The organism is Paenibacillus chibensis, from assembly GCF_004001045.1.
Classification (GTDB): Bacteria; Bacillota; Bacilli; order Paenibacillales; family Paenibacillaceae; genus Paenibacillus_AQ; species Paenibacillus_AQ chibensis.
The window spans coordinates 180,325-203,335 of record NZ_BIMK01000003.1; the positions used below are offsets into that span (position 1 = coordinate 180,325).

Annotated in this window: 19 protein-coding genes and 2 tRNA genes; 8 read left to right on the forward strand and 13 right to left on the reverse strand. The window is 51.3% G+C overall.

Translation table 11 applies throughout. From position 1 onward, the window contains the following. Nucleotides 1-8: 8 nt before the first annotated feature. Both xylB and xylA read right to left on the reverse strand, forming a co-directional pair. On the reverse strand, nt 9-1,505 hold the full coding sequence (gene xylB, locus PCH05_RS03185) for a xylulokinase (RefSeq protein WP_127600594.1): 1,497 nt from the start codon (nt 1,503-1,505) through the stop codon (nt 9-11). Nucleotides 1,506-1,690: 185 nt separating this feature from the next. Beyond that, nucleotides 1,691-3,007 (reverse strand): xylose isomerase, encoded by a 1,317-nt coding sequence (xylA, locus tag PCH05_RS03190; RefSeq protein WP_127600596.1) that lies wholly within the window; start codon nt 3,005-3,007, stop codon nt 1,691-1,693. A gap of 359 nt (nt 3,008-3,366) precedes the next feature. On the opposite strand from xylA, the gene PCH05_RS03195 reads away from it, so the two are divergent. Beyond that, on the forward strand, nt 3,367-4,527 hold the full coding sequence (locus PCH05_RS03195; RefSeq protein WP_127600598.1) for an ROK family transcriptional regulator: 1,161 nt from the start codon (nt 3,367-3,369) through the stop codon (nt 4,525-4,527). Nucleotides 4,528-4,748: 221 nt separating this feature from the next. Here PCH05_RS03195 and PCH05_RS03200 read toward each other — a convergent pair whose 3' ends face one another. Further along, on the reverse strand, nt 4,749-5,603 hold the full coding sequence (locus PCH05_RS03200) for a manganese catalase family protein (protein ID WP_127600600.1): 855 nt from the start codon (nt 5,601-5,603) through the stop codon (nt 4,749-4,751). A 167-nt stretch (nt 5,604-5,770) separates the two neighbouring features. Here PCH05_RS03200 and PCH05_RS03205 point away from each other — a divergent pair, with 167 nt between their 5' ends. Then, nucleotides 5,771-6,616, forward strand: a complete 846-nt coding sequence (locus tag PCH05_RS03205) for an MBL fold metallo-hydrolase (RefSeq protein ID WP_127600602.1) — start codon at nt 5,771-5,773, stop codon at nt 6,614-6,616. A gap of 332 nt (nt 6,617-6,948) precedes the next feature. Here PCH05_RS03205 and PCH05_RS03210 read toward each other — a convergent pair. The 3 genes from PCH05_RS03210 to PCH05_RS03220 all read right to left on the reverse strand — a co-directional run bounded on the left by PCH05_RS03210 (nt 6,949) and on the right by PCH05_RS03220 (nt 9,307). Beyond that, a tRNA-Gly gene (locus tag PCH05_RS03210) sits at nt 6,949-7,022 on the reverse strand. A gap of 10 nt (nt 7,023-7,032) precedes the next feature. Beyond that, nucleotides 7,033-7,106: transfer RNA gene (locus PCH05_RS03215), tRNA-Pro, on the reverse strand. 98 nt (nt 7,107-7,204) lie between these two features. Further along, on the reverse strand, nt 7,205-9,307 hold the full coding sequence (locus PCH05_RS03220; RefSeq protein WP_127600604.1) for a putative bifunctional diguanylate cyclase/phosphodiesterase: 2,103 nt from the start codon (nt 9,305-9,307) through the stop codon (nt 7,205-7,207). Nucleotides 9,308-9,515: 208 nt separating this feature from the next. Here PCH05_RS03220 and PCH05_RS03225 point away from each other — a divergent pair, with 208 nt between their 5' ends. Then, the gene (locus tag PCH05_RS03225; RefSeq protein WP_127600606.1) at nt 9,516-9,839 is read left to right on the forward strand and encodes a YbjQ family protein; all 324 of its coding nucleotides are present in this window, start codon (nt 9,516-9,518) and stop codon (nt 9,837-9,839) included. Between the two features lies 1 nt (nt 9,840). Continuing rightward, nucleotides 9,841-10,104, forward strand: a complete 264-nt coding sequence (locus tag PCH05_RS03230; RefSeq protein ID WP_127600608.1) for an HD family phosphohydrolase — start codon at nt 9,841-9,843, stop codon at nt 10,102-10,104. Nucleotides 10,105-10,176: 72 nt separating this feature from the next. Here the strand turns inward: PCH05_RS03230 and PCH05_RS03235 are convergent, their stop codons facing one another. Then, complete coding sequence (locus tag PCH05_RS03235; protein ID WP_174806217.1) at nt 10,177-11,136, reverse strand: aldolase catalytic domain-containing protein; 960 nt, start codon at nt 11,134-11,136, stop codon at nt 10,177-10,179. A 308-nt stretch (nt 11,137-11,444) separates the two neighbouring features. Here PCH05_RS03235 and PCH05_RS03240 point away from each other — a divergent pair, with 308 nt between their 5' ends. Genes PCH05_RS03240 through PCH05_RS03250 form a run of 3 tightly spaced genes read left to right on the forward strand, consistent with a single transcriptional unit; the run spans nt 11,445 to nt 13,921 of the window. Then, nucleotides 11,445-11,684 (forward strand): FeoA family protein, encoded by a 240-nt coding sequence (locus PCH05_RS03240; RefSeq protein WP_127600612.1) that lies wholly within the window; start codon nt 11,445-11,447, stop codon nt 11,682-11,684. Continuing rightward, nucleotides 11,681-13,690, forward strand: a complete 2,010-nt coding sequence (gene feoB / locus PCH05_RS03245; RefSeq protein WP_127600614.1) for a ferrous iron transport protein B — start codon at nt 11,681-11,683, stop codon at nt 13,688-13,690. Before PCH05_RS03240 ends, feoB begins: the two co-directional genes overlap by 4 nt. A gap of 36 nt (nt 13,691-13,726) precedes the next feature. Then, a complete protein-coding gene (locus PCH05_RS03250; protein WP_127600616.1) occupies nt 13,727-13,921 on the forward strand; it encodes a FeoB-associated Cys-rich membrane protein in 195 nt (64 codons plus the stop codon). 235 nt (nt 13,922-14,156) lie between these two features. Here the strand turns inward: PCH05_RS03250 and PCH05_RS03255 are convergent, their stop codons facing one another. The 5 genes from PCH05_RS03255 to leuB all read right to left on the reverse strand — a co-directional run bounded on the left by PCH05_RS03255 (nt 14,157) and on the right by leuB (nt 19,969). Then, nucleotides 14,157-15,707, reverse strand: a complete 1,551-nt coding sequence (locus PCH05_RS03255; RefSeq protein WP_127600618.1) for a leucyl aminopeptidase — start codon at nt 15,705-15,707, stop codon at nt 14,157-14,159. Nucleotides 15,708-15,814: 107 nt separating this feature from the next. Beyond that, entirely contained in the window at nt 15,815-16,927 is a 1,113-nt protein-coding gene (locus PCH05_RS03260; RefSeq protein ID WP_127600620.1) for an ATP-binding protein, read from the reverse strand. Between the two features lie 401 nt (nt 16,928-17,328). Beyond that, a complete protein-coding gene (locus PCH05_RS03265) occupies nt 17,329-17,736 on the reverse strand; it encodes a hypothetical protein (RefSeq protein WP_127600622.1) in 408 nt (135 codons plus the stop codon). A 244-nt stretch (nt 17,737-17,980) separates the two neighbouring features. Continuing rightward, the gene (locus PCH05_RS03270; RefSeq protein ID WP_127600624.1) at nt 17,981-18,526 is read right to left on the reverse strand and encodes a peroxiredoxin; all 546 of its coding nucleotides are present in this window, start codon (nt 18,524-18,526) and stop codon (nt 17,981-17,983) included. 363 nt (nt 18,527-18,889) lie between these two features. Then, a complete protein-coding gene (gene leuB / locus PCH05_RS03275; RefSeq protein WP_127600626.1) occupies nt 18,890-19,969 on the reverse strand; it encodes a 3-isopropylmalate dehydrogenase in 1,080 nt (359 codons plus the stop codon). Between the two features lie 243 nt (nt 19,970-20,212). Between leuB and PCH05_RS03280 the strand changes: the two genes are divergently transcribed. After that, complete coding sequence (locus PCH05_RS03280; RefSeq protein WP_127600628.1) at nt 20,213-21,193, forward strand: aldo/keto reductase; 981 nt, start codon at nt 20,213-20,215, stop codon at nt 21,191-21,193. A 199-nt stretch (nt 21,194-21,392) separates the two neighbouring features. Here PCH05_RS03280 and PCH05_RS03285 read toward each other — a convergent pair whose 3' ends face one another. Then, a complete protein-coding gene (locus PCH05_RS03285; RefSeq protein WP_127600860.1) occupies nt 21,393-22,934 on the reverse strand; it encodes a 2-isopropylmalate synthase in 1,542 nt (513 codons plus the stop codon). Nucleotides 22,935-23,011 lie beyond the last annotated feature (77 nt).

The window sequence follows — 23,011 nt, forward strand, 5'->3', positions numbered from 1 at the left end:
TTTATATCTTATTGGCGGAATGCTGCAAGCCTTTCGTTCAAACCTCGGGTTTGCCCGTATACATTCTGGTATATCTCGAACAGCTCCGTGTACGCATCGGCTTGCTCCCGGTTCGGTGCATACGTCTTGGCGGGACGGATGAACGCTTCGGCGCATTGGGCCAATGATGTGAACCAGCCACAGCCGTAAGCGGCCAGCATCGCTCCCCCCAAGGCAGGCCCCTGCTCGCTTTCCAGCTTAACGATTTCGGCATTGAAAATGTCCGCCTGCATTTGCAGCCATGCTTCATTTTGAGCGCCGCCGCCGATGGCCGTCACTTCGGTAATCTCCTTGCCCGACTGTCGGATGATATCGATGGACTCGCGCAGCGAAAAGGTAATGCCTTCCAGCACTGACCGCGCAAAGTGCTTCAAGGTATGGCCCGAATCCATGCCGATGAAGCTGCCCCGGATATTCGCATCGGGATGGGGGGACCGTTCACCGGAAATATACGGCGTGAACAGCAGCCCGCCGCTTCCTGCCGGAACCGATTCAATGCCTTCAAGCAGGCTGTCGAAGCTCATGTCCTTGGCAAATGTATCCTTGAACCAGGAGAGGCTGTGTCCCGCCGCGAGGGTGACGCCCATGACGTAAAAAGCATCCTTTTCGCCGTGATTGAAGAAATGCATTTTTCCCTGCGGATTGATATCCTTGCGGCTTTCATAGGACAATACCACACCCGAGGTCCCGATGCTGCACATCGTTTTGCCTTCGCCGAGAATTCCGGCGCCGATCGCGCCGCAAGCATTGTCCGCACCGCCTGCAAATACCTTCGTGGAAGGCAGCAATCCGGTGGCTTCAGCCACCTCCGGCAGCAGCGTCCCCGTCAAGTCTGACGAATCCACCAGCTGCGGGCACAAGGATAACGGCAGATCGAATGCGCCGGCGATCTCGGAGCTCCAGGCTTTGCCCGCCACATCCAGGAGAAGCGTGCCCGCCGCGTCGGAGTAGTCCATCGCGAAGCTGCCCGTCAGACGGTATCTGACGTAATCCTTGGGCAGCAGGAAAACGTCCGCTTGCGACAGAATTTCAGGCTCATGCTCCTGGACCCACAATATTTTCGGAAGCGTGAATCCTTCAAGCGCACGGTTTCTGGCGATATCGAGCAATTGGCTTCCCAGCTTGTCTTCGATTTTGCGGCACTGCGGGGTCGTCCGGGTGTCGTTCCACAATATGGCCGGACGCAGGACCTGACCGTTCGCGCCCAGCAGCACCAACCCGTGCATTTGGCCGGAAAAGCTGAGGCCCTCGACTTCCGACGGATCTACGTTCGATTTCACCATCAGCTTGCGCAAGCTGATAATGGTTTGCTCTGCCCAATCCTCCGGATTTTGTTCGCTCCAGCCAGGCTCGGGCCTATGGAGCGGATAGCTCTCCGAGTGCTCGCAAACGACGCGGCCCTCCGCGGATACCAGCACCGATTTTACCGCGCTCGTTCCAATGTCAATTCCGATAACGTATTTCATGGTTTGCCTCCCTTAGGCTCAAAATTCATGATTATACCAACGCTCATACAGGTGCATAGAAACAAAACAGAGGCTGCCGAAGAACGCTGTCTTCAAGCAACCTCCGCTGCATGCTATTCATACTTTATTTATTCAATTCGAATCACGATGAAGCACGAGCATGCCCTTTCGAGACCCGTTTACCTTTACTCAGCCAAAATGTATTGGTTCAAGAGCGCCTTCAGCATCTCCTGGCGACCGGATTCGTTTTTGCGAGGCTGTTCATTGTTCAGCGCATATTCAGCCAGGGACGCAAGCGTCGCTTTGCCAGATACGACATCCGCGCCGATGCCTTCTTTGAAGCTGCTGTAGCGCTTCTCGACAAAATCGTCGAACACGCGGTCTTCAATCAGTTTCGCGGCCACTTTCAATCCTTTGGCGTAGGTGTCCATGCCGGCAATATGAGCGTGGAACAAATCTTCCGGCTCGAAGGACTGACGGCGCACTTTGGCGTCGAAGTTGATGCCGCCTTTGCCGAGACCGTCATTTTGGAGCACTTCATACAGCGTCAGGGTCGCATCGTAAATGTTGAGCGGGAATTCATCCGTATCCCAGCCGAGCAGCATATCCCCTTGATTCGCATCGAGAGAGCCCAGCATGCCGTTGATCCGTGCTACACGCAGCTCGTGGTCGAAGGTATGTCCCGCCAATGTCGCATGGTTGGCTTCGAGATTCAGCTTGAAATGCGAATCCAGGTTGTATTTCTGCAGGAATGCGATCGTCGTTGCGGCATCAAAATCGTATTGATGCTTGGTAGGCTCCTTCGGCTTCGGTTCGATCAGGAACTGTGCATCGAATCCGATCTCCTTCGCGTAGTCCACTGCCATGGTGAACAGGCGGGCCATATTGTCCATTTCTAGCTTCATATCGGTGTTCAGCAGGGTTTCATAGCCTTCGCGGCCACCCCAGAATACATAGTTTTCCGCTCCGAGCCGTTTGCCGACTTCAAGGCCTTTCTTGATTTGCGCTGCGGCATGGGCATACACGTCAGCATTGCAGGTCGAACCGGCTCCATGCATAAACCGGGGGTTCGTGAACATGTTCGCCGTGTTCCAGAGCAGCTTTTTGCCTGAGGCTTTCATCCCCTGCTCAAGCAGATCCACGATCGTATCGATGTTGCTGTAGAACTCCTTCAAGCTGCTGCCTTCCGGTGCGATATCCACGTCATGGAAGCAGAAGTACTGCAGATTCATTTTATCCATGAATTCGAATGCGGCTTCAACGCGGGCTTTGGCCTTGTCCATGCCGCTGAGATGATCCCAGCCGCGGATTGCGGTATCCGTGCCGAACGGGTCGCTTCCGCCCGCCGTCAGCGTGTGCCAGTATGCCATGGCGAAACGCAGATGCTCCTCCATCGTTTTTCCGGCCACCACTTCTTCCGGATTGTAATGCTTGAATGCAAAAGGGTTGGTCGAGCGGCTGCCCTCATAGTTGATTTTACCGACGTTTTCAAAATATGCCATGTAAATGCTCCTCCTTCAAAATACCTTGATCGCAAACGTTTACAACAACATCCTAACACAATGATCCGACTTTGTATATTGCTTAAACAAAGTTTTTTTAAGAATATCGAATATATCAGTTTTCGGCTGGGCTAAACCAACGATAATTGCAAGTAAGGCTGCTGCTGAATGCGGTATGTCTTCTTTGGATGTCAAGCCGATCGACGTTTTTCTATTTTCAATCCCCCCTCTTTATCATCTTTGAGACTACGCGTTTACCCAAGGATGGCCTCCTCCTTCCGTATTGCATTTTATACAAGAAGCTACTAGACTAGGGGGCAGTTGCAAAAATCGAAACATTCCTGAAGGATGTGTTGTTCGTGAAAGTCACAGGCGATCAGGCGCTCGTCAAAAAAATAAACAAGTCTTTAATCCTGCATACGATCCGTAAGCATCCTGAGCTGTCCCGCGCCCGGATATCGGAAATGACCGGTCTCAATAAAGCGACGGTATCGAACCTTGTGGCCGAGCTGCAGGAGGATCAGCTGGTATTGGAGGCCGGTCCGGGGGAATCCAGCGGGGGGCGCAAGCCTCTTATGCTCCATTTCAATGCCATGGCCGGGTGCGTCATCGGAATGGAGCTGCGCGTAAAACAACTGACCGCCATCCTGTGCGATTTGAACGGGAATGTGCTCAGCGAAGCGGATTCCCTTCTCCAGCGCCATGATCTGGACGATGTGCTGGCAGAGATGAAAACCATGATTGGCGAACTGATCGCCAAAGCGCCATCCACCCCTTACGGCGTCGTCGGCATCGGAGTCGGCGTTCCCGGTATGGTCGACGAAAACGGCGTAGTCCTGTTCGCGCCCAATCTGGCTTGGGAGAAGGTGCACTTGCGTGAGCTGCTGGAAGAGAGCTTTTCGATCCCTGTCGTCATAGACAACGAGGCCAACAGCGGCGCTTTCGGCGAGCTCAATTTCGGAAGAGGCGAAGATGTGCGGCATCTGCTCTATGTCAGTGCAGGCTCCGGAATCGGCTCGGGGATCATCATCGCGGGTGAGCTCTATAAAGGTTCCCGGGGTTATGCCGGCGAAACCGGGCATATGTGCATCGAAGCCGAAGGCATTCCTTGCAGCTGCGGCAGCCGGGGCTGCTGGGAGCTGTACGCTTCGGAGAAAGCGTACGATCTCGCGTCCATGGAGCTGCCTGCTCATCGCACCCCGGATCTTATCGGCTTTGCCGCTCGGGGTGATGCCGCCGCTGAGCGGCAATTTTCCGAGATCGGCGCCTATCTCGGGATCGGTCTTACGAACCTGATTAACAGCTTCAACCCTGAGCTGATCGTGATCGGAGGTCCGCTCTCCGAAGCCAGGGAATGGCTTGAGCCATCCATGCAGCAGATGGTTGCCAAGCGGACGCTGCCTTACCACAAGCAGCAGCTCGAAATCGCGTTCTCCACGCTTGGAAGCCGCGCAGCGATGATCGGTGCCGGCTTCTCGGCAGCGATGCATTTTCTCGGGCATACCCGCGTGATGGTATAAGCATGCAAAGGCCGGTGGATCGGGTAATCCGCCGGCCTTGTTTTTTGCGAATTTTGGCCATAAAAAACCTCCGGCAAGATCAACTTACCGGAGGACTGGGCCGATTGGGATTACCTGTTCTACAAACAGCGCAGATTCAAGCTTGCACCTTCATGTGACTTTACATCGTCAATGAAAGTTTATTTGCCTATGTGGTAGAGAGCCTGTCAATATCGCAAGAATTAATGATTCATATCGTACAGACCAGGGCTGTGCTCATTGGCGAGCTCGGGCATGGTTGGTACCGGGAATCCCTCCGGTGGCTGAACGACATGGAGTTCGCCCCCATTTCGGCTTGGTGTCTGGCCTTTAAAAATTTCCCCGATCCGGGTATCATCCAGCCTGAAGTTAAACTGGGCATTGTGAAATCCCATATCCACGTATTTTTGGCATTCCGGATATTTGTTTATATCATAATTAGGCACCGGGAACAGCTTGCCCCAATCCACACCTAACGTTTCCAGCGCTTTTGCGAAGGCGTTTTGATGAGCATTGTCCCGCACAATCAAAAAGGCCAGCGTTTCACGGAACGTTTTATTGGTACTCATTTCGTAGATTCTCGACTTTTGAAGCACCCCCGTTGACTCCAGCACCAGGTTATCCAGCAGATTGCTGATCAGATTGCCATGGTCGTACACGTAATTTCCGTTCCATGGGTTGCCCGCGGCATCCACCGGCAGTGAGCTCTGCGCGCCCATAATGAAATGATGAGGATTCGCATGCTTGATGGCTTCGTCTAACGGAGCGCCGTCCGTACCGGCATTTCCCGCCCCTTCGGCACCCGAACCCGTCAGAAGCTGATTGATGGTGTGCTGAACCAATTCCACGTGGCTGATTTCCTCCAGGAAAACGCCGCGGATCAAATCGCGAAACGGGGTAGCGTTCCCGCGAAAATTGCTGCTTTGGAAGAAGAACTGCATCATGGTGCGCATTTCGCCGAACCGTCCGCCCAACGTCTCCTGAATGACCTTGGCCGCCTCCGGATCGGGCTTGTCCGGTACGATCAGATTGATCAAATCCTCTTTATAAAAATACATGTCGCATAGCCTCCTGAATGGTAGTATCTAGACCAGTTTGCACCGAGGAGCGGCCATTAATGCATTAATGAACGTTGTTCAGCATCCTCTCCATAAGAAACGAAACATATGGGACATAATAATAACCGAGACAACTAACCCATCATTTTTTAGAGGAGAGATCATCCATGGATCAGGAAATGAGTTACGGAAGTGATTACAAATTTATACCTGCGACATCCATCGAAAGCGGCCATGGAATTGAAGTGTTACCGGATCTGTATTGTTATACGGTCCAAATCGTCAATTTCTGTTTAGTGGGGAATCCGGAAACAAATGATTTTGTCCTGGTGGATGCCGGAATGCCTAAATCTGCCGATGAAATTATTTCTGTCACCGAGGAACGGTTTGGCGCAAACAGCCGACCGAAAGCAATCGTCTTAACCCATGGACATTTTGATCATGTCGGGGGATTAATTGAATTGATCGAGCATTGGAAGGTTCCGGTCTATGCGCATGAATTAGAGTTGCCTTTTCTGACAGGTAAAATGAGCTACCCGGAACCCGATCCCACCGTTGAGGGTGGTATGGTAGCGAAAATGTCACGTTTCTTCCCCAATGAGCCGATATTTTTAGGGAATAACATTCACCCACTGCCTTCCGATGGAACGGTTCCCCATATGCCAGATTTTAAGTGGATTCACACACCTGGACATGCTCCCGGTCATATTTCGCTATTTCGGGAAAAGGATCGGGCTTTAATCGCAGGAGATGCTTTTGTTACTGTGAAACAGGAGTATTTATATAAAGTATTCACACAGGAACAGGAAATCAGTGGTCCTCCCCGCTATCTAACAACAGATTGGGCTGCTGCCAAAGAATCGGTTATGAAACTAGAGGCGTTAAAACCTACCGTTGCCATTACCGGGCATGGCGTGCCCATGTCAGGCGAAGGGTTAGCAACGAGCCTAAGAAAACTCGTGAACGAATTTGATCAGATTGCCGTGCCCGATTATGGGAAGTATATAAACTAACAATTGTTGACGCTCGTCCTCGGTCTGGCATTCCTCTGATGATGGCTCGGACGGTCGCACCCACGCGCGTGGGTTCTCTCCCCGCAATCCGCTCCCAACAAAAAAAAACGCCTTGCGGCTTTTACGTGTTATGTATGGAGCGGGTGATGGGAATACTCAACATTTTGATTAAAAGGCGAGCCTCCGGCTCGCTATAGCGGAAATGTTGACGCGCGTCCTCGGTCTGGCATTCCTGGATGATGGCTCGGACGGTCGCACCCACGCGCGTGGGTTCTCTTCCCACAATCCGCTCCCCACAAAAAAAACGCCTTGCGGCGTTTACGTGTTATGTATGGAGCGGGTGATGGGAATCGAACCCACGCTACCAGCTTGGAAGGCTGGAGTTCTACCATTGAACTACACCCGCAATAAAAGAATCGGGACGACACGATTTGAACATGCGACCCCCTGGTCCCAAACCAGGTGCTCTACCAAGCTGAGCTACGTCCCGTTACTCATATCTTCAAGTTAGTGAAGACAAGAAATAATATATCATGAGTAAGCGGGATATGCAACTCTTTTTTTTGCTTGTTTATAGGGAATCCTACTTCACTGCAGCAGGAAGGTTTTTTCGAAAACCTCCGGCAGAATCGGCTTGCTAAAATAATACCCTTGCCCTTCATGGCAGCGCTGCTCCCTCAGAAAAAGCAGCTGTTCCTCGTTTTCCACGCCTTCGGCCGTCACTTTAAGCTGCAGATGATGCGCCATCGACGTAATCGTCGATACGATGGCCGCATCATTATGATCGCTCATGACCTCATGCACAAAAGAGCGGTCAATCTTCAATCTGTCAATCGGCATATTTTTCAGATAGTGAAGCGAGCTGTAGCCTGTGCCGAAATCATCGATACTAATAAACACGCCCAATTCTTTGAGTCTGCGCAGCTGTTCGAAGGCGGTCTCCTTGTCAAACGTCATGCTTTCCGTGATTTCAAGCTCCACATACTTCGGATCAAGCCCGATTTCGCTCAGGATTTGGCCGATTTGGTCTGCCAGCTGCGGCTGCAGGAACTGACGCATCGACAAATTGATGGACACGCAGATCGGCTTGTACCCGGCCTCCTGCCAACGCTTATTTTGCTGACAAGCGGTCCTGAGCACCCACTCCCCGAGCGGAACGATCAAGCCGTTCTCCTCCGCGAGCGGTATGAATTCCTGCGGCGGCACGTTGCCTCGTTTGGGATGCTTCCACCGCAAAAGCGCCTCCATTCCGACGATTTCCGTCGTCTCCAAATGAACCAGCGGCTGATATTCCAGGTAAAATTCGCTGCGTTCCAATGCCTTGCGCAGATCGTTCTCCAGCTTCAATCTTTCCTTGGCTTTCCGCTGCATCGAAGGCACGAAATGCCGAACGTCAATCCCGAACTCCTTGGCATGATGGACCGCGGTATCCGCATGCTGAATCAGCTGCTCCGCCGTGTCTCCGTCTTCAGGATATACGGCCATCCCGGCGCAAAGCGAAATGTGATAATCGTAATCGTCAATCGTCACGGGCTTTTCGAACAGCTCCAGCAGTTCCCTGATCCTGCCCATAGCCGATTCCACGCTGACAAGCGAAGGCATGATGAGGGCAAACTCGTCCCCCCCCATGCTGAATACTTCTTCCTTGGGAAGCAGGTTTCGCTTGAGCCTGTCGCCCACGAGCTGCAGCAGCCGGTCCCCTGCCTGATGGCCCAATGAATCGTTAATCGTTTTGAAGCGGTTGACGTTAAACACTACGATGCCGGTCTGCGTCTGCCCCCGGCCCTGCATCAGCTTGTCCAGACGCTGGGTTAGACGGCGCTTGTTGGGCAGTCCCGTTAAGTCGTCATGAAAAGCCAAGTAATTCATTTTCGCTTCAATACGCTGCTGCTCCCGGAACGGATCTTCAATCGTGAGTCTATACACGCCTTTTAGCATCAGGTAATAAGACAAGCTGCCGCAAAGGATGCCAAGTAAATAATTGATATCGTATGTATGGTTAGCACTGATGATCAGACCCTGCCCGATTGCCACATAGATGAGTGCACGGATGATAATCAGCTGGGATGGGGCTCGTTCTTTTCTCCCACGGTACACAATGGAAGCCATGCCGCCTAAGCATGCCGCCAGGATGCCCAACCCCAAAACCTTCATAAGAAAATTGATCTCGCCATGGTTTGCAAGCAAAGGCAGCGCGTGCTGCCAGACGGCAAAGGCTGTGGCGGACAGGAGCATAAGCAAGCAGGACGTCGTAAGAACGACACTTTTATGCGCGAGCGAAACCATGGAATCCTTCAAGCTGTAGATCCACAGAATCCCGACAGAAAAAAACAGTTTGGATAGGACAAGCAGCCACATCGCGTCATTTTCGGACAGGGCATATCCAAAAAAAGAAACCCCAACCAGGCTTAAGGACTGCAAGAGGTCCACGACCGCGACGCATAAAAACAAAGCAGCCGTGTATAAACGGTAACGGGACAGCTTATGCGAGAATAACAGCCAGCCTTGAGAAAAGATGGCGAAGCTCGCTGCCGCGCAGCAGCTGCTCAAAAGAATAAATACCGTCCTAAATGCATCTTTATCCATAACCTGAAAATCAAAAACCGATTCTGCCAGTTGAACTGCAGCAAACAACATTATTCCCCATAGGGCTGCTTTGATCGTTCGTTTCTCCTCTACTCTTGTACGCATAAAGCCATCTGACCCCCGGGTTATCCTAAATTAATGAAGATGGTTTCATGCTAAATAATTCCACGTTTATCCTTCTTTTCCTGCTAGGATCAGACAATAATTTTCCGGGCTCCGTCACCCTTCGAAAGCGCGAAAATGAATAAATATTTGAATCCTTTTTCCATTTCAGCCGTAAAATAAAGTATCACAACTGAAGGAGTGAGCAAGAATGATCGTTGTAACGACGGAAAACATACATAACCATGAGGTTGTCGAAGTGCTTGGCACCACATTTGGCGTCGTCGTCCGTGCACGGGGAATCGGCGGCGATATTATGGCTTCGTTAAAGGGGCTTGTAGGCGGTGAAGTCAAGCAGTACACCCAAATGATCGAGGATGCCCGCAGACAAGCGATGGACCGCATGGTACAAAACGCGCACGCCATGGGCGGGGATGCCATCGTCATGATGCGCTTTGACAGCGGGGATATCGGCAACAACATGAGCGAAATCGTCGCATACGGAACCGTAGTCAAAACAAAACGCGTCGGGTAACATGAACATTCACATGGGAGCGATGATATCGATTATCGGGATTTACGGTATTCAAATTGTTGTGTTTCTGCTGCTGCTTTGGCTCAGCTGGCGCTATTTTGACCGCAGGTATCGGCGAAAAGACGAGGATGCCATGCAGAAGGACTTACTGTACGGTCAATTTGCTCCGACGCCCGAAATATTTGTTGACCCCCGTGACGGCTTCACGTATCAGGTTTACTATAATAAGGAAACCGGCGAACGGGAATATGTCCGTATCAAGTAATGACGCCGCAATGCTAAAAAAGCTTGACCGCAAACTCATGCGGCCAAGCTTTTTTCGTGTTATTCAGACCTGTTACTTCGTGTCGAAGTTAACTTCAGGCGTCGTAAGCTTGTCATAAAATTCGACATATTTATCTTTATCCTTGGAAGCGCGCTGTGCCATGGCCGAACGCGGGTGTTCTCCGAGCGTGCCTGTAATCATGTAGGGAATGAGGTATCCCCATTCTTCCTTTTCGCGGAGCGGGATCATGTAGCGTTCAATAATATCCAGTACCGGACGCAGACTATAATGGGTATTTTTCAGATGCGTGACCAGCAGTTCGGTTGGACAGTTGCCTGCCGCGCGTCCCATGCCGTACACGGAGGCATCGAGAAGCTCTACGCCATGTTCCGCTGCGATCAGCGTATTGGAGAACGCCAGCTGCATGTTGTTGTGCGTATGTACGCCTAAGCGCTTGTTAGGCAGATGGGTCTTGAACTTCTCTACCAGGTACGCCACGTCTTTGTGATCCAGGCTGCCATAGGAATCGACGATATATACCACATCGACCACGCTGTCCTTGATCATTTCAAAAGCTTCAACCAGCTCATTTTCCATTACGTTCGACAAAGCCATAATATTCAGCGTCGTTTCGTAGCCACAGTCATGGAATACCCCAATCAATTCCAATGCCTTATCCACATCTTTAATGTAGCAGGCAACGCGGATCAGATCGAGCATGCTCTCCGTACGAGGCAAAATATCATCCACGTCCACGCGTCCGATATCCACCAAGGCCGATAGCTTGGTTTTCCCTTTCTGCGGAATGACTTCTCGCAGGAAATCATCGTTCAGAAAACGCCATGGACCTGCCTGATCGGCACCTTTGAGAAGCTTAGGAGAGTTTTTGTAGCCAATTTCCATATAATCAACGCCAGCCTCATTCAGCCCGGCATATAAGCTTTGTACAAATTCAACGCTGAAATCCCAATTGTTCACCAGTCCACCGTCACGAATTGTACAATCCACGATCTTGCAGGGATTTGTCTTCAACAGAAACTTCTCCTTCCGAGTTATAAAATGAACGAAATTTGCCTCTTGCGCGCCCTTGGCTTGTTGTCCAGCAAGAAAGCTTCTTGTTCCTTCCGTTCAATTTATAGAGTTGAAATTTATTATATCATCATACTTGATTCACAGTGCTAAAGTAAAGAAGAATCGGATTTTTTATTCGCCAGCTCCTTGACCGTTCAAAATTTATACATATTGGAAAAAGGATCGATATTGTAGCAGCCCATTTCGCATGCTATATTACATAGTGAACATATTGAGAGTGATTATCACTCTCTTACGGAGGAATTACCATGAACCAGCCAACAACGCTGATCCATCTGCAGCCCGGCACTGCCGGCTCCATATATGCAATTCATAAAATGAATCCGATTCTGCGCCGCCGTCTGTATGATCTTGGCGTACATGAAGGCTCCATCGTCTCCATGAAGCAGCGCGGACCCTTCGGTGGTCCCGTTACCCTGGAATGCAACGGCCAGCTGGTGGGAATACGGTTGAAAGAAGCCAAGGAAATTGAGGTGTCGGTCTGTTGAGCTCCTTCGCTCTCGTCGGCAATCCGAATACCGGCAAAACCTCACTATTCAACACCCTGACCACTTCCTATGAATATGTAGGCAACTGGGCCGGTGTTACCGTGGAGAAAAAAGTTGGAGACCTGAAAAATGGGGGCGGCCAGCTGGTCGACCTGCCGGGGATTTACTCCCTGCACCCCCTTTCCAGAGATGAGAGCGTCGCCGCTCAGTATTTAATGGAGGAATCCCCCTCCGCTCTCATCAACATCGTCGATGCTTCCCAGTTGGAACGGAATTTAGCCTTGAGCATTCAGCTCCTTGAATACGGGCGGCCGATCATGCTCGGACTCAACATGATGGATGTCGCCGAATCGCGCGGCATTCATGTCGATCCCCTAAAGCTCGAGGAGCTGCTCGGCGTTCCCGTGATTCCTCTGGTTGCCCGTACGGGTAAAGGCAGCTCACAAATCCTGAGCATGCTGAAGGAAGCTCCGACTGCAGCCATGCCTGAGTTTAAGCTGGATTACGGAACGGCCGAATCGGCCATCGCAGAGATTGAAGCTCTGTTAGCGCCGATACCCGGTCTGCCTCAACACCGCTGGGTTGCGCTCCAGCTGCTCGCGCAAAACCCGGTGATTCTGCAAGCGCTCGAATCCACGCTTAATATGAATGCCGTGAAAGAAATTGTTATGCGCGGTGAAACGGAATTGCAGCAAGCAGGGCACAAAACCTCGCTTGCGGATTGGATCCGGACGGTCAGAAACGGTTATATTGATAAGCTGTGCACAGCCGCGATGGATCGTTCATCGCAAAAGCCTCATAATTTGACGGAACGCCTCGATGCCATTTTGACGCATCGGATTTTCGGCATTCCGATCTTTCTCTTGTTTCTGTTTATGCTGTTTAAAGTGACGTTCGACTGGATCGGCAACCCGCTCTCGGATGTACTGGATGGCTTCATATCCGGCCCGATCAGCAGCGGAATCAACAACGCGCTGGACATGGCGGGCGCGTCGGCTTTCACGCATGCCTTGATCGTCGACGGCATCGTGGCTGGCGTCGGCGGAGTGCTCGTATTCATTCCGCAAATCTTTATTTTGTTTCTTATTATTTCCTTTATTGAAGATTCAGGATACATGGCGCGCGTCAGCCTGCTGATGGACAGCTTGATGGAAGCGGTCGGCCTGAACGGCAAAGCCTTCATTCCTTTTATTATCGGGTTCGGCTGCAACGTTCCTGCCGTCATGTCCGCTCGCAGCATTGAGCAGCCGAAGGACCGGCTGCTGACCACGCTTCTCATCCCGCTGATGTCCTGCTCGGCAAGACTGCCGGTATATGCACTGTTCGCTGGCGTTTTCTTCCAGAGTCATCAGGCGCTCGTCGTGCTGTCCATGTACGTACTCGGAATCGCAATGGCGCTGCTGCTCTGCAAGGTGTTCTCGGCTTATCTGCTGAAGAACGAAGCCTCGGTATTCATCGTCGAGCTTCCGCCTTACCGTTTGCCTCAGGGACGCAGCCTGATGCGGGGAACCTGGGAAAAAGGCAAAGGCTTCCTGCGCAAAGCCGGAACGCTCATTCTAGGCGGATCCGTGCTGATCTGGCTCCTCTCCTATAGCGGTCCTGGAGGCTTCGGCGTGGACATGGACAACAGCTTTCTAGCCAAGATCGGCGGGCTGATGGCTCCGCTGCTCGCACCGCTCGGCTTTGGCACATGGCAGTCCGGCTCATCCCTGCTGACCGGATTTCTGGCCAAAGAAATCGTCGTTTCGACCATGAATATCATTTATCATGTACCGAATATGGAGGGACTGCAGGGGCAGATCGCGCTTAGCTTTACGCCGCTGCAAGCATTCAGCTTCATGGCGTTTGTCCTGCTGTATACGCCTTGCCTCGCTACCGTAGGCGTTATCCGCAAGGAAAGCTCTTCCTGGCGCTGGACCGCATTTTCCATTGGTTACGCGGTCGTTCTCGCTTATCTTATATCACTCATTATTTATCAGGGCGGACGCTTGCTGGGATGGTCTTAGGAAGCCGTCTGATCAATAGAAACGAGGTGCATCTCCATGATTGATTTCCTCATTATCGGCATTATTTTCGCTTATGCAGCCTGGACGCTGTTCCGTTACGTAAAAAAAAGCAAAAAAGGCGCCTGCGCTTCCTGTGCACTGAATAAATCCTGCAAGTCCGCCTGTTCCCTTCCGGGAACAACCTTGCATCATGCCAAGGCCGCGGACGACAGATCCCAACCTCGTCTTTAAACGCCTTGTAGACGCCTAATAGGGCAATGAGATCGCTTCGTTCCCGATAAATTTGGGACGCGGACAGGATACAAACTTCCTCTATTAAGAAAAACGTTTATCGACGTACCTTCAAAGAAGACAGACCGCGTTTAGCTGAAGTTTTCCTTGCGATTATAAAATGGTTCAGCTTTATAATCTTCAAAAAGGGCAGTCCTCGGGTGATTACATCCCGGGAGCTGCCCTTTTATTATGCTTAATGAAGCATCACCTGCTGCGACAGAATCCATTCGGTAATGGTTCGTACCATCACGCCGGTGGCTCCTTTCGGGTTCACGCCCCGCTCCTTGCTTAGAAAAGCGGTTCCTGCGATGTCCAGATGAATCCACGGCAAGCCCTCCGCAAAGGTGCCGATAAAGAGTCCGGCCGTAATCGCCGCCCCCCTGGAGCCGGTACTGTTGCTTAGATCAGCCACATCGCTTTTCAGCATATCCCAGAATTCCTTATAGGCTGGTAGGGGCCAGACCTTCTCTCCGGTCCGCTTGGAGGCCATAATGAACTCCTCGAGCATGACGTCATCGTTCGTGACCGCCCCCGTCGCCACATCCCCCAGAGCCGAAAGGACAGCCCCTGTCAGCGTCGCAACATCGATGAGCTTGACGGCGCCCTGCTGCCTTGCGTATGTCATCCCGTCCGCAAGCACAACCCGGCCTTCCGCATCGGTGTTCAGCACCTCAATCGTCCGCCCGCTGAGACTCCGGATAATATCGCCCGGCTTAAAGGCATTGCCTCCAGGCATGTTTTCCGCCGTCGGAATGACCATCACGACATTCACGGCCGGGCGAAGCGCTCCGAGAGCGTTCATAACGCCCAGGACAGCGGCGGCGCCGCCCATGTCGCTGATCATCTCCTCCATCCCAAGCCGCTTTTTCAGCGAAATGCCGCCCGTATCAAACGTAATGCCTTTGCCGACAAGACCGATGACGTCTTCCCAATCGGATCGGCCTTGATATTTAATCATGATCAGCCGCGGCGGGTGCACGCTGGCCTGTCCGACCGCGATCAGCCCCCCCATCCCCAGCTGCTCCAGCTCTTTTTCATCCAATACAGCGGACTCGAGTCCATGTCTTTCCGCCACATCAAGCGCTGCTCTGGCCAAGTCCTCCGGCACCAGAAAATTGCCCGGCAGATTGGTCAAGTCTCTTGCCAGGCATGCGGACTCCGCATAAACCCGGCCATGCAGAATTCCTTTCTCCCAATCCGCCAATTCAGCAGCCGAAACCTTGCCTTTCCGCAAAAATATCAGCTGCTCAATTCCCTCGTAGGAGGAGGTGCTGCTTTTCTTGTACTGCTTATGGCGGTAGGAGCCGAGAATCATGCCTTCCGTCAGCGCCTGAGAGGCAGCCGAAGCTTGCTGTTCCACCGTAAAGGTGACCAGCGGAGTGCTCAGCTCCCAAGCCAGCCTCTTCGCTCTCATCTTTCGGGCTGCTCTGGCAGCCTGCGCAGAAGCGATTCGTAGTTCTTCGGACGAGAGAGGGCGTTCTCCGGTGCCTACGAAGATCACGGTGCGATACTCCCCCCGGCCCGGCAAAGGCACGGCATACGTCTGAAATTTGGCTGCCGAGAACAGATGGCTCTCCATCAGCGGAAGCAGCAGTGAATTCCATACCTGGCGCATGCTTCCCTCTTCGGTGCCCTGAGGTGATACCAGAACGATGAAAGCATCGACATCATACTGTGCCGCATCCAAGTCTTCTTTCCAATCGATCGAAACCTGTATATTTTCGGAACCGGATGGTCCTTTCATGGGCGATCTTCCTTTGTCTTGAAGTTTTCGGACGTCTAATCATATATATTATTCCACGTTTGTCCAAAGCAACTCCAAAGACCGTTTCTTTCGCCCAAAAATACGCGCTAGATCATCTCGACGATCGGCAGGGAAATGACAAACTCCGTTCCTTTGCCCACCATGCTGTTCACCGCGATATAGCCTTTATGGTTTTTAATAATACGATAGCTTACAGACAGACCCAGGCCTGTCCCGCTTTCCTTGGTGGTAAAAAAAGGATCGAATAAATGGGATAAGGTATTATGGTCCATCCCTTTGCCGTTATCCGAGATGCAGATATGTACGTTCTTGTTATCGCGCTGTGTCCGGATTTCGATAAGCCCGCCGTTCTCACCGCTCAAATGGTCGATCGCATCCATGGCATTTTTGACCATATTGAGGATGACCTGCTTGATTTGCTTCACGTCGACGGAAATATGCAGCGGGAGGATATCGTCATGCAGCATCACCTGGCAGCCTTTCATCAGCGCCTCACTTTCGGTCAGCAGCACCACTTCCTTGAGCAGGGAGGATACCGGGATAACGGTGGTCTGCGGTGCCGAAGGCTTGGATGAATTCAGAAACTCGTATATGATATCGTTGGCCCTATCAATCTCCATCAGAATAATGCGGGCGTATTCGTCTTTTCCCAGTTTAATCAGATGGGGGCGCAGCAATTGAATGAAACCCCGGATCGCGGTCAGCGGGTTGCGGATTTCATGGGCGATAGAAGCGGATATTTTCCCAAGCATAGCGAGCTTATCATTCCGATAGGCCGTTTGTTCAATCTGCTTAAAGTCCGACACATCCTTGACGCTAAACAAATAATCTCCGTCCATCTGATCGCCGTACGTTACCGTGAGCAGCCATTGCCTGCCGGACTCATCCGTCAACTCGTGATATTTTTTGCAGTGGAAAATGGTTTCGCGATATACCCGTAAAATTTTCTTTCTCTTGAACCGGCTGAGCTGCGGATGGTGCAAAATCTGCAATAAAGTGCATCCCGTAAGCGATTTGCGGGACACTTCGAGGAGCCTGGCCATTTGAACGTTAATAAATGTTAATACACCTTCGCTATCAAACAGCATCACTCCGCTATCCAAGTGCTCCAAAATATTTTCATACTTGTTCTTCACCAACTGCGTGGATTGAAAAGCCTCAAGGGACTGTAAAAGCGTTTCTTGGATATCGCTCAACACGATACTCCCCCTTTTCAAGAAAATGAAAGACTCATTCTCTCCCCCATCTCCTATTCTTTCAAGCGGTACAGAATAAACACGGAATTGCATCATCCTCTTGCCCTGCATAGTTATACTGGAGAAGGTATAGGAAAATAATAGAAACGATAGTTTTATCATAGACAAGCCGGCTGGAAAACTCAATCAGAGATATTGTCGAAAAAACAAAATTACCGTTAAATTTCCTAGGAAAAAGGTACTGCCGCATTCCATCCCAGAAATAACGGGATTTCCCACCATGGGAAGACGGGCCAAATTACGTAAAACAAAAGCATCAAATACATACCTGCGCATGTACTGATGCTTGATGATTAAACAATATAGTAGGATTTAATTCCTATTTAGGTTAAGTGCATCTTGGACTAAGCCTTATGCTGCAGTCTTAATCGCCGCTGGCTCATCACGGCCAATCTTCTCTTCAATTCGCCCTCCCATTTCTCGTCCTTCATCTGTTTGGCTATGGTCAACAAGTCCAGTGCCATATCGATTTGGCTTTGTACGATATCTTTGGGATCCTCCTTTTCGCAGTTGACGACGTTCTCGAAAATGGCCTCGTCGTCCTCTGCAACATAGTCCTGGAAGTCGATCTCCGCGGCTCCGTCACCATGCGCATATTCAGCTAAAATTTCATATTCATTCTCAACTTTGTAATGAACTTCAACCCGGTGGCACACGGGACAGAACAGCAGGGGAACATTGTGGACCTGAGTGCGATAATGTTTTAAGGTTCCCTTGGTTCCAACCATACTCGCTCCGCAGCAATAACTCATGCCAGTTCACCCTCCTCTTGATTCCACCGTATTCTTCATAATGTATTCGCTTTATTCTATGTCAATTCCTTTTTCAATTCAATGCGGCTGGATAATTTTCCTGCTGAGTATTCTTGATATATATCAACGAAATATTCCCTGTTTAAACCTGTTTCATTACTTATCCCCAAGGTGTAAAAAGCCCCCGTTACCGGAGAAGAGAATATTCTCATTCCCGGCAAAGGGGGCTTGTCCATATGAATGCTTAAGCAAGCAGGTTTTTGTCGCCTGGTTTCCAGTTCATCGCGCAAAGTCCGCCGGATTGCAGAGCTTGCAGCACGCGGAGCGTTTCTTCAACACTGCGGCCTACATCATTGTGGTTGACCACTTGATATTTCAGTTCGCCTTCAGGGTTGATGATGAAGAGACCACGCAGAGCTACGCCTTCTTCTTCGATGTATACGCCATAGTCTTTAGCAACGGATCTCGTGATGTCCGAAGCCAGCGGGAAGTTGATTTGTCCCAGACCGTTGGAATCTCTTGGTGTGTTGATCCAAGCTTTGTGGCTGTGGATCGAGTCCGTGCTTACGCCCAGGATTTCAGCGTCAAGAGCTTTAAATTGGCTTGCAGCTTCGCTCAGTGCCGTAATTTCAGTTGGGCACACGAATGTGAAATCCAATGGATAGAAGAAGAATACGAGCCATTTACCGCGGTAGTCGGTCAGGCTTGCTTTACTAAAATCGGAGCCGTTACCCAAAACGGTTTCCATTGTAAAATCAGGAGCTGGTTTACCTACTAAACGTTCTGCCATGTTAAAAAATCCTCCTTTGAGATATCTATAGAACGGACTGATAGCATACATCTATCATCCATTCTATATGAAAGAAAAACATAAGTTTTTCTTATTTCATCCTATATTTGATCCCGGTGGAATCTACAATTAAAATGGTATCATTCGTCCATTTCAAAGTCAAGATTATATCCGTTATTTATTTATAATAATTATAAATAAAACAAAATCGTGAACAAAAGCTTCCTATTAAATATAGGCATAAGCGGAGACTGTTTTTCTTGTCGATTTAAGCCCACGTTTTTTTCTGATAAACATGTAACAAGCGGGCCATCCCTTTATAAGAGGATGTGCCCGCTTGTATTGTCAAACCAGCAACCGGTTTTACTTTTGGATAGCCGCAACGATCAGATCGCCCATTTCACGGGTTCCGACCGCCTTGCTCTTGTCAACCGCAATGTCGCTGGTGCGATGTCCTTCATTAAGAACCTGGGCAACCGCCGCTTCAATCGCATCGGCTGCATCTGCATAACCGAAGGTCAATCGAAGCATCATGGCCAGCGAGAGGATCGTAGCGATCGGGTTCGCTAAGTTTTGTCCCGCGATATCCGGTGCGGAGCCGTGAACCGGCTCGTACAAGCCGAATGCTCCTTCGCCCATCGAAGCCGATGCCAGCATGCCGATCGAGCCGGTCAGCATCGCTGCTTCATCGCTGAGAATGTCACCGAACATGTTCTCGGTCACGATGACGTCGAAGCTTGCCGGACGGCGCAGCAGCTGCATCGCGCAGTTATCGACGAGCACATGCTCCAGCTCCACATCCGGATAGTCTGCCGCTACGCGGATCACGACTTCGCGCCACAAACGGGAAGTTTCCAGGACGTTGGCTTTGTCGACGGAAGCGAGCTTCTTGCGGCGCTTCTGGGCGATTTCGAATGCCTGGCGTACGATCCGTTCAACCTCTGCCACGTTATATACGCAAGTATCAACGGCCTCTTCGCCATGCTCACCCTGGCGTCTGAACTTGTCTCCGAAGTAAATGCCGCCGGTCAATTCGCGAACTACCATCAGGTCCGTTCCTTCAAGCACTTCCGGCTTCAGTGTCGAAGCATCCTTCAGGCAGTCGAATACAACAGCCGGACGCAGGTTGGAGAATAATCCAAGCGCTTTGCGAATGCCCAGGAGGCCTGTTTCCGGACGCAGCTCCTTGGGATTGCTATCCCACTTTGGACCGCCTACGGCGCCAAGCAGTACAGCATCGGCATTTTTACAAACGGACAAGGTCTCTTCCGGCAGCGGCGTCCCCTTCTCGTCAATGGCAATCCCGCCAAAGAGAGCATGCTCTGTTTCAAAAGAGTATCCGAAGAGCTCTTCCGCACGCTTCAATACCTTTTCGGCTTCTGCTACGACTTCCGGTCCGATTCCGTCCCCGCTGATCACGGCAATTTTCTTCACTTCTGGCATGTTATCCGTCACTCCTTCTGGTTACTTCTCTCACTGATCTAATTATCTATCTACTGTTGTATCATATTCTCGCTGCAGTTGACCAAGATATAGAATCTATCACCTTTATAGTATTTTCCTATAAGCTGTACCGGAAGTGATCCATTCACCCCCAAACGTAAATTCTCACATTCCTATTCCCTTTTGAAGCGGGTACAATGGTATCGTAGAGATCCAAAATTAGGCTGAAGGAGATGAACGATTTTGCAATACACCTATCTCGGTAAATCAGGTCTTAAGGTCAGTCGCTTGTGCCTTGGCACGATGAATTTCGGCCCTGCCACGGATGAACAGGAAGCGTTCCGGATCATGGATGCGGCCCTGGATGCAGGCGTCCAGTTTTTTGACACCGCTAACATTTACGGCTGGGGCCAAAACTCCGGTCTGACGGAAACGATTATCGGCCGCTGGTTCGCTCAGGGTGGAGGCCGACGCGAGAAGGTCGTGCTGGCAACCAAGGTGCACGGAAATATGCATGACGAAGCAGACGGTCCCAACGGCACGGAAGGTTTGTCCGCCTACAAGATCCGCCGCCATCTGGAAGGCTCGCTGAAGCGCCTGCAAACCGACCATATCGAGCTGTACCAGATGCACCATGTGGACCGCAGCGTCTCTTGGGACGAGCTGTGGGGCGCTTTTGAACGGGCCGTGGCCCAGGGGAAAATAGGGTATGTCGGCTCCAGCAACTTCGCCGGCTGGCAAATCGCACAGGCGCAGGGCGAGGCGCAAAAGCGTCATTTCCTCGGTCTGGTCGCAGAGCAGCATAAGTACAATCTGAACTGCCGTCTGCCGGAGCTTGAGGTTCTGCCTGCCGCCAAAGCCATGGGACTCGGCGTCATTCCCTGGAGCCCGCTTGATGGAGGCATGCTTGGCCGCAATGCGCTCAAGAAGCTGGAAGGCACGCGCAGCGGCAACAACCCGAAAAAGATCGAGCAGCATCGTGCCCAGCTGGAAGCCTTTGCCGAGCTGTGCAATGAGCTCGGCGAACCGCAGGACAATGTCGCGCTCGCCTGGCTGCTGACCCATCCGGCCGTGACGGCGCCTATTATCGGCCCGCGTACGCTGGAACAATTCGAAAGCTCCCTTCGCGTGATCGATATCAAGCTGGAAGAAGACGTCCTTAAAAGATTGGACGAGATATTCCCCGGCCCCGGTGGAGAAGCCCCCGAAGCCTACGCCTGGTAAATCATTGGACAATACACCAGGCACTAGCCCTTATAAATAAGCAAAATGTCTATCGACGTAATTTCTCAGAAGACAGACCGCCATCAGTGGAAGTTTGTCTTGAAATATCAGAAAGCCATGACTCTGTAGTTTATACTTTCTGATATTATAAGCAAAGGCAGACCGCATCGCGGCCTGCCTTTTTGATTGGCTTTTCGGTTTACAGGGTTGCCCGTTCTCTTTTGCTGAACGTTTTACGCTTTTCGATCAGCTGGTTAAGCGCGTCCACGTAAGCGCGCGCGCTGGCCTCGAGAATATCCGTGCTGAGGCCGCGGCCCTGCGCGGATACATCGTTCTGGGTCAGCACGACATGCACCTCGCCTTGTGCGTCTTTGCCGCGGGAAACGGACTTGATCGAGTAGTCCGACAAGGTAACTTCCTCGCTTGTGGCTTTATCGATAGCGTTGTAGATAGCATCTACCGAGCCGTTGCCTTCGGCTTCCTCTTCGAGGATCTGTTCGTGTTCCTTGATGATCCGCACCTTGGCTGCAGGAACAGAACGGTTTCCGTAGGTGACGTAAATCGTCTCCAGCTGATATACTTCCGGCGTATCCACCAGCTTCTCTTCCACCAAAGCCATGATATCGTCGTCGGAAACTTCCTTTTTCTTGTCCGCAAGCACTTTGAATCTCGCAAAGGCCTGGTTCAGCTGCTGCTCATCCAGCTCATATCCCATATCCAGCAGTTTTTCGCGGAAGGCATGGCGACCGGAATGCTTGCCAAGCACCAGCTTGCTTTCCTTGAGGCCAATCGTCTCGGGAGTCATGATCTCGTATGTCGTCTTTTCCTTCAACATGCCGTCCTGATGGATACCGGATTCATGGGCAAACGCGTTTGCTCCGACGATCGCTTTGTTGCCTGGAACCACCATACCGGTCAGCTTGCTCACCAAGCGGCTCGTACGGGAAATTTCGGAAAGGTTCAGCGAAGTCTTGGCTCCGAAAAATTCATTACGGGTTTCCAGCGCCATTGCGATCTCTTCGATCGCCGTATTCCCTGCGCGTTCGCCGATGCCGTTAATGGTCCCTTCGATTTGGTCCGCCCCGTTTTGAATCGCTGCCAGCGTATTGGCCGTTGCCATCCCCAGGTCATTATGACAATGGGCGCTCAGCTGCACCTTTTCAATATCGGGAACATTGTCCTTCAAGTGTTTGAAAATCGCCCCGTATTCTGCCGGGTTCAAATACCCCACCGTATCCGGTACGTTCACGACCTTCACGCCTTCATTGACGGCCATGGACACCATTTCCACCATGAAGTCCAGCTCAGTGCGGCCTGCATCCTCCAAGGAAAATTCAACCTTGGAAAAATACTTTTTCGCGTAACGCAAAGCAGACTGGGCCGTTTCCAGCACCTGATGCTTTTCCATCCGCAGCTTATGCTTCCGGTGAATCGGCGATGTCGCCAGGAAGATATGGATGCAAGGATCCTGCGCGCCGATCAGCGCTTCCCGCACCGCATCGATATCCTGCTCCCTGGAACGGGACAGGCCGATGACCGTAACGTTCTTCACCGCTTTGGCGACCGCGTTCACGGCTGCCAGGTCTCCTGGCGATGCTGCCGGGAAGCCTGCCTCCATCCGGTCTATGCCCAATTTTTCCAGCTGATAAGCGATTTCAAGCTTTTCGCGAGTATTCAGGTTTACGCCAGGAGACTGCTCTCCGTCACGCAAGGTTGTGTCAAATACATAAATTTTTCGCAAGCCCAAGGCACCTCCTTCATCATCCAAACCCTTATAGATCATGCTTCAGGTCCTCCCCGGCTTCCGCAGGGCTTCCC